Annotated in this window: 4 protein-coding genes and 1 pseudogene; all 5 read left to right on the plus strand. The window is 76.0% G+C overall.

Translation table 11 applies throughout. The features are described from left to right. Positions 1-739, plus strand: a 739-nt coding sequence (locus HUW36_RS28000; protein ID WP_174530876.1) for an MMPL family transporter, incomplete at its 5' end; no start/stop codon positions are given. Positions 740-870: 131 nt separating this feature from the next. Further along, on the plus strand, positions 871-1329 hold the full coding sequence (locus HUW36_RS28005) for a ferritin-like domain-containing protein (protein ID WP_174530879.1): 459 nt from the start codon (positions 871-873) through the stop codon (positions 1327-1329). Between the two features lie 69 nt (positions 1330-1398). After that, positions 1399-1980 (plus strand): PadR family transcriptional regulator, encoded by a 582-nt coding sequence (locus HUW36_RS28010; protein ID WP_174530877.1) that lies wholly within the window; start codon positions 1399-1401, stop codon positions 1978-1980. Positions 1981-1999: 19 nt separating this feature from the next. Beyond that, positions 2000-2731, plus strand: a complete 732-nt coding sequence (locus HUW36_RS28015; RefSeq protein WP_174530878.1) for an ABC transporter ATP-binding protein — start codon at positions 2000-2002, stop codon at positions 2729-2731. Next, positions 2728-3705: pseudogene (locus HUW36_RS28020) on the plus strand (ABC transporter permease); the annotation flags it as partial. The gene HUW36_RS28015 and the pseudogene HUW36_RS28020, both read left to right, overlap by 4 nt.

Raw genomic sequence — 3705 nt, forward strand, 5'->3', positions numbered from 1 at the left:
CAGCGCCCCGGCCCGGGACGCGGTCAGCCGGCTGCGGACCGGGGTGCACGCCGTGCCCGACGCGCAGGCGCTGGTCGGCGGGCGCACCGCGACGCTGCTCGACGAGCGGCGCACGGTGGACCGGGACAACCGCGTGGTCATCCCGCTGGTGCTCGCCGTCGTACTGGCGATCCTGGTGCTCCTGCTGCGCGCGCTGGTCGCGCCGCTGCTGCTGATGGCGAGCGTGGTGTTGTCGTACGCGGCCGCGATGGGCGCGGCCGGGCTGCTGCTGGACGCGATGGGCCATCCACGGCTGTTCGTCGGGGTGCCCCTGCAGGCGTTCCTGTTCCTGGTCGCGCTCGGAGTCGACTACACGATCTTCCTGATGACCCGGGCCCGGGAGGAGACCGCGTCGATCGGGCACCGGGCCGGAACGCTGCGGGCGCTCACCGTCACCGGCGGCGTGATCACCAGCGCCGGGGTGGTGCTGGCGGCCACCTTCGGCGCCCTGCTGGTGCTGCCGTTGGTGCCGTCGGTGCAGATGGGGGTGATCGTGGCGGTCGGCATCCTGCTCGACACGCTCCTGGTGCGCAGCCTGCTGATCCCGGCGCTGACGCTGGACCTGGGCGCGCGTACCTGGTGGCCGGGCCGCCTGTCCCGCCGGCCGGTGGCCGCGACACCGCCGCCCTCGGCCGAGCGGGCCGCGCTGCTCGGCTCGATCGCCGCCGCCCGGGCCACCCACGTGGAGGCACTGGCATGAGCGAACGCACCGAGCGCAGCGAGGGCCGTGAGGCCATGCCCAGCTGGCACCGCATGAGCGAACGCACCGAGCGCAGCGAGGGCCGTGAGGCCATGCCCGGCCAGCACAGCATGAGCGAACGCACCGAGCGCATGCCCAGCCAGTACAGCCCGAGCCCGACGGCCGGCCCGACCCAGGCCCTCGCCGACGCGCTCGCCGCCGAGTACGCGGCGGTCTGGGCGTACGGGGTGATCGGCGTGCACCTCTCCGACGCGTCCCGCACGGCCGCCCGTGCCGCCGAGGCGGCCCACCGGTCCCGGCGCGACGCGCTGCTCCTCCAGCTCGCCGAGGGCTCGGGTCAGGTGCCCGCCGACCGGGCCGGCTACGCGCTGCCCTACCCGGTGACCGACCGGGCCACCGCGCTGCGGCTGGCGGTGGAGATCGAGGAGCGGACCGCCGGTCACTGGCGGGCCGCGCTGCCGCACACCACCGGCGCCGACCGCAACACGGCGCTCGCCGCGCTCACCGACTGCGCGTTGCGGGCCACCCGTTGGCGGCGTACCGCCGGGGTGACTCCGGTCACCGTGGCGTTCCCGGGCCGTCCGGCCTGAGCGCGGCCCCGGTCACCCGGCGGAGCCCTGCGGTTGCGGCCCGCATACCAGGTATGCATACTCCACGCCATGTCCATCCGTCACGGCCTGCTCGCCCTGCTGGAACGCGGCCAGATGTACGGCTACCAGCTGCGCGCCGCGTTCGAGGAGTCGACCGGGTCGACCTGGCCGTTGAACATCGGGCAGGTCTACACCACGTTGGCGCGGCTGGAACGTGACGGACTGGTCCGCCCGCTGCCGGAGAACGAGGGCGGGCAGCGTCCGTACGAGATCACCGACGCCGGACGCGCGGACCTGGCGCTCTGGTTCGCCACCCCGATCAGCCGCGCGGACCGGCCCCGCGACGAGCTGTCGATCAAGCTGGCGCTGGCGCTCACCACGCCCGGCGTGGACGTCCGTTCGGTGGTGCAGACCCAGCGCAGCGCCACCATGCGCGCCCTGCAGGAGTTCACCAGGTTGAAGTACGCCAGCGACAAGCCGGAGGATCTGCCCTGGCGGCTGGTGCTGGACGCGATGATCTTCCAGGCCGAGGCCGAGGTGCGCTGGCTCGACCACTGCGAGACCAGCCTGGTCCGGCACCGCCCGGCGCCGGCCCGGCCGATGGACCACCCCGAGGCGGTGGACCGGGCCGGCGACGAGGCCCGCCGGTGAGGCGGCACGGGAGGCGCGGATGAACCCGACCGACGGAGTCCTGGAGCTGCGTGCGGTGCACCGCACGCACGGTGGCGGCGAGGCCGCCGTGTACGCGCTGCGCGGGGTCAGCCTGACCGTGGCGGCCGGCGAGATGGTGGCCGTGATGGGCCCCTCCGGCTCCGGCAAGTCCACCCTGCTGGCCCTGGCCGGCGGCCTGGACCGGCCCACGGACGGCGAGGTGCTGGTCGAGGGCGAGGCGCTCGGCGGGTTGACCCCCCGCGAGCTGGCGCGCCTGCGCCGGCGCCGGATCGGGTACGTCTTCCAGGACCTGAACCTGCTCGGCAGCCTGACCGCGGTGGAGAACGTGGCCCTCCCCCTGGAACTGGACGGCACCGGGGTGCGGGCGGCCCGCCGGCTGGCCCTGGCCGCGCTGCGCGAGGTGGACGTCGCCGGCCTGGCCGACCGCTTCCCGGACCAGATGTCCGGCGGCCAGCAGCAGCGGGTGGCGATCGCCCGGGCGCTGGTCGGCGAGCGCCGGCTGGTGCTGGCCGACGAGCCGACCGGGGCGCTGGACTCCCAGGCCGGCGAGGCGGTGCTGCACCTGCTGCGCCGCCGGGTGGACGCCGGTGCGGCCGGCGTGCTCGTCACGCACGAGGCGCGCCACGCCGGTTGGGCCGACCGGGTGGTGTTCCTGCGCGACGGGGTGCTGGTCGACTCGACTGCTCCGCTGGTCGGGGTCGAGCACCTGCTCAGCGGCAGCAGCCGGTGAGCCGCGGGCGGTTCGCCGCCGCGCTCGCGTCGTGGCGGCCCGCGCTGCGGATCGCCCGGCGGGAGGCGCTGCGGTCCCGGCGGCGCACGCTGCTGGTGCTGGCGATGATCGCGCTGCCCGTCCTCGGCCTCAGCTTCACCGCCGCGAGCTACGACATGTCGGACCTGACCCGGTCGGAACGGCTCGACCGCCGGCTCGGCGGCGCCGATGCGGAGCTGCGCTGGACCGACCTGTCCCCGGTGACGCAGGACGCCTGGGGCGAGTCGGCCTGGTCGGTCGGGGACGACCCGGTCCCCCGGACCCGCCCGGTCACCGCCGACGAGTTGCGGGCGCTCCTTCCCGCCGGCAGCCGGGTCACCCGGGTGCGCTGGTGGCTGTCGTTCGAGACCCGGATCGGTCGCCGGACCGCGTCGATCGACGCCCGGGCCGTCGACCTGACCGATCCGCTGGCCCGGCCGCTGGCCCGGGTACGCGAGGGCCGTCCCCCGGTGCGCCCGGACGAGATCGCGGTCAATCCGGCCGCGCTGCGCCGGCTGGACACCCGCGTCGGCGCGCCGGTGCGCGCGACCGACGGCACCACCTACCGGGTGGTCGGCGTGGTCGAGTTCCCGGACAACCTGCGCGAGATGGTCACGCTCGCCGACCTCGCCGCCGGCTGGCCGTCGGCCGAGACAAGCTGGCTGGTGGACCTGCCCGGGCCGGTGGACCCGGCGCTGGTCGACCGGCTGAACGCGCAGGGCGTCCAGGTGACCACCCGCACCCGGCTGCCGGGACGGCCGGAGCTGGCCGGCTCCCCGTCCGTGCCGGACGCGGAGGAGGCCGGCAGCGTGGCGCTGATCGGTGGGCTGGGCCTGCTGGAGGTGGTACTGCTCGTCGGCCCGGCCTTCGCGGTCGGCGTCCGCCGCCGGCGACGGGACCTCGCGCTGGTCGCGGTGGCCGGCGGCGACGCCGCGCACCTGCGCCGGATCGTGCTC

The sequence above is a fragment of the Micromonospora maritima genome (assembly GCF_902825405.1).
Taxonomy (GTDB): Bacteria; Actinomycetota; Actinomycetes; order Mycobacteriales; family Micromonosporaceae; genus Micromonospora; species Micromonospora maritima.